We start from the raw sequence: 3,207 nt of genomic DNA on the forward strand, positions 1-3,207 counted from the left end.
CGCCGCGGCGCGCTCACCCGCCAGGCGGCGTTCCCGCTCGGCGAGCTCGGCGGCCCGCGCGCGGCGGGCACGGGTCCCGGCGCCGAGCGCGTACGCCGCGACGAACAGCGCCGCCAGCGAGCGGTAGACCTCGGTGTCCTCGTGCGGGAGCGCCAGGGACACGTAGACGCCGAGGCCGATCAGCGGAACCGAGGCGGCCCGGGTGCGGGCGTCCGCCTGCTCGGCGATCGTGTAGACCGCGACGAGCGGCCCGTACGGCAGGAAGGGCTTCTCCCACAGGACGAGCCCGGTCATGGCCGCCCCGACGACGATCCCGACCGGAAGCGGGGCCCGGCGCCGCCACAGCACCGGCGCGGACGCCGCGAGCGCGAGCAGGGCGGCGGCCCAGCCCCGGGAGAGCGCCGGCGCCACCGTCGCCGCCGTGACGACGGCCGCGACCGCGCCGTCCGCCCATCCCACGCCACGTCCGGCCACCGGACGAGTATGGACGGCGGCGCGGCCGTCCCGCATCGGCCGGGAGGGTGACCCGGCGTGTCATCCCCGCGGGGTGCGGTCTCGCGGGGGTCAGGCGGTGACGCCGCCGTCGACCACCATGTCGTGGCCCACCACGAAGGCCGCCTCGTCGGACGCCAGCCACAGGACGGCGGCGGCGATCTCCTCGGCCTCCCCGATGCGGCCGAGCGGGATGGCGTCGGCGTAGCGCGCGGCGCGCTCGGCGGGCGACTCGCCGGGCTGGAAGGACATCGGGCCGTCGGCGGCGCCCGGGCTGACGGAGTTGATCCGGACGCCGTCGCCGATGTGGTCCAGGGCGGCGGCGCGGGTGAGGGCGCTGACGGCGGCCTTCGCGACGGTGTAGCCGCCGAGGCCGGGGCGGCGGCCGTGGACGCCGATGTTGGACGCCATGTTCACGATCGCGCCGCCGCCGTGCGCCCGCATGTGGGCGATCTCGTGCTTCATCGACAGGAACGTCCCGGTGGCGTTGACCGCCAGGCCGGTCGCCCACGCGTCCTCGTCCAGGTCGGCGAGCGGGGAGAACGGCACGAACACGCCCGCGTTGTTGAACGCCACGTGCAGGCCGCCGAACCGGCGGACGGTCTCGGCGACCATGCGCGCCGCGTCGCCCGAGTCGGACACGTCCGCGAGGGTGTGCGCGGCGGTCCCGCCCTCGGCCTCGACCAGCCGGACGGTCTCCTTGAGCGGCTCCTCGGTGCGTCCGGCGACCATGACGGACGCGCCCTCGCGGGCGAAGGCGAGCGCGGCGGCGCGGCCGAGGCCGGTTCCGCCGCCGGTGACCAGGACGGCGCGGTCGGTGAAACGCATGCTGGGACTCCCTTAACGAGAACGATCGGTCTTGAATTAGGGCACAGAAAGGCCCGCGGGACGGCGGACCGGCGGGACGGGAGGGTCAGGCGAGCAGGGTGAGGGCCTGGTCGGCGGCGTCGCGCAGGCGCTCCTCGCCGCCGGGGGCGCGGCCGAGCACGCGCATGCCCTGGAAGAGCACCAGCAGCAGGCGCGCCAGGGCGCGCGGATCACGGTCCTCGGGCAGTTCGCCCTGGGCGCGGGCGCGGATGAGCGCCGAGGTCATGGCGGTCTCGAGCTCGGTCCAGCTCGCCTCGACCCGCCGCGCGGCGGGGGCGTCGCGGCCCGCCATCTCGACGGCCGCGTTCACCACCATGCACCCGCGCAGGGACGGCCCGGACGACTCGGCCGCGTACCGCTGGACGAGGGCGCGCAGCGCGGGCAGGACGGGCCCCGGGCGGGACAGCTCCTCCACGATCGGTGGCTGGGAGCGGCCGTAGAGGTCGAGCGCCCGCAGGTAGAGCTCGTGCTTGCCGCCGAAGGTCGCGTAGAGGCTGGCCCGGGCCACGCCGGTGTGCTCCACGAGGTCGGCCATGGACGTGCCCTCGTAGCCACGCTCCCAGAACAGCTCCAGGGCGCGGCGCAGGGCGGTGTCCGGGTCGAACTCCTTGGTCCTCGCCATGGTCGTGAACCTACGCGGTTCGAGAACGATCGGTCAAGTTTGGAGCGGTCCGAACGGCGGGCCGACGTCAGGCGTGCGCGGGGACGGCCGGGTGCTCCAGGTCCAGGACGCCCCGGACGCCGCCGTCGGCGTCCAGCGCCTCCAGCACGGGCGCGCGGCGGCTGCCCCAGACGATCGCGACGTGCCCGTGCTCGGGCACCGCCAGCAGCCGGGACCCGATCCGGATCGAGGCGACCCCGTCGGCGGCCCGCAGGCGGGCCTGGTTCACCCACTTGGCGCCCCACGGCAGCAGCCGGTCGGCGTTGCGGACCGTCCGACCCGAGGCGTAGACGCGCAGGGGGCCGCCCAGCTCGTCCTCGCTGCGGCGGTCGAGCGGCCGGTCCGGGGCGGAGCCGGCGCCGCCGCCGAGCTCCATCCACTCGCCGCCGCGGAACTGGAACGTCAGGCCCTCGATCATGACCTCGTCCGGCCGGAACACGTCGCTGCCCCGCCGCAGCACGCTCACCACGGCGATGTCGCCGTCGATGTCGTGGGAGAGCAGCGCGTCGGGGAATCCGGCGGGGGCGGCGGAGTCCGCCGGGCCCGGCGCGTCGGCGGCGGGGGAGGCGCCGTCGCGCAGGAGGCGGAGGCAGAGCTCGCGCACTTCGCGGTCGTTCATGATGCGGACCTCAGATCGTGCCTTCAGGGCAAAGGGCCGAGCCCTCGGGAACGGGGGACCCGGCCCTGCGTCCCCGCCATGCTAGAGGCCCGGAAGGGGTGGCATCACCGATCTGGGGCGAATGTGGCGAACGAGTCGGTATTCCCCTGGTAGACGGCCTGAAACCGGGTTCAGTCGCGCTCCCCGGCGGGCTTCGGGAAGGCCCGGAAGGCCAGCACGGCGCAGAGCGCCGCGAGCGGGAGCTCCACGCCCGCCGCGAGCACCGTGGCGACGGCGCGGTCGCCGCCCGGAGCGGCCGTCAGGACGTCGAACCAGGCGTCCATGAGCAGCAGCGCCGAGGTCGCGGCGGCGGGCAGCGCCAGCCGGGGGTCGCGGCGCAGCGCCAGCGCGCCGGTGGCGACCAGGCACGCGGCGAGCATCGCGTCCAGCCCGATCCAGGCCGCCGACCAGTTGGTCACGTGGGCGGCGGACGGCATCCGGGCCGCCAGGAGGGCGATCCAGGGCAGCAGCGCGAGCCCGGCCGCCGCCAGCAGGTGCCCGAGCCGCACCCGCCGGGCCACCCGCCACA

The 3,207-nt window shown here is 76.1% G+C and carries 5 protein-coding genes; all 5 read right to left on the reverse strand.

The features are described 5' to 3' along the window. The coding region (locus tag DZF91_RS26060) for a DUF7134 domain-containing protein (RefSeq protein ID WP_456236658.1) at nucleotides 1-474 on the reverse strand (474 nt) is incomplete at its 3' end. A gap of 90 nt (nucleotides 475-564) precedes the next feature. After that, the gene (locus tag DZF91_RS26065) at nucleotides 565-1,320 is read right to left on the reverse strand and encodes an SDR family NAD(P)-dependent oxidoreductase (RefSeq protein ID WP_117359832.1); all 756 of its coding nucleotides are present in this window, start codon (nucleotides 1,318-1,320) and stop codon (nucleotides 565-567) included. A gap of 85 nt (nucleotides 1,321-1,405) precedes the next feature. After that, on the reverse strand, nucleotides 1,406-1,981 hold the full coding sequence (locus DZF91_RS26070) for a TetR/AcrR family transcriptional regulator (RefSeq protein ID WP_117359833.1): 576 nt from the start codon (nucleotides 1,979-1,981) through the stop codon (nucleotides 1,406-1,408). A 67-nt stretch (nucleotides 1,982-2,048) separates the two neighbouring features. Further along, nucleotides 2,049-2,639, reverse strand: a complete 591-nt coding sequence (locus tag DZF91_RS26075; RefSeq protein WP_235834571.1) for a hypothetical protein — start codon at nucleotides 2,637-2,639, stop codon at nucleotides 2,049-2,051. Nucleotides 2,640-2,809: 170 nt separating this feature from the next. Next, the coding region (locus DZF91_RS40390) for a hypothetical protein (protein WP_158588052.1) at nucleotides 2,810-3,207 on the reverse strand (398 nt) is incomplete at its 5' end.

This window comes from Actinomadura logoneensis (assembly GCF_003428695.1).
Taxonomy (GTDB): domain Bacteria; phylum Actinomycetota; class Actinomycetes; order Streptosporangiales; family Streptosporangiaceae; genus Spirillospora; species Spirillospora logoneensis.

Bases quoted from the DNA above. Each gene is read 5' to 3' on its own strand.
- DZF91_RS26065 (WP_117359832.1), bottom strand. From the start codon at position 1,320: ATGCGTTTCACCGACCGCGCCGTCCTGGTCACCGGCGGCGGAACCGGC.
- DZF91_RS26075 (WP_235834571.1), bottom strand. From the start codon at position 2,639: ATGAACGACCGCGAAGTGCGCGAGCTCTGCCTCCGCCTCCTGCGCGAC.
- DZF91_RS26070 (WP_117359833.1), bottom strand. From the start codon at position 1,981: ATGGCGAGGACCAAGGAGTTCGACCCGGACACCGCCCTGCGCCGCGCC.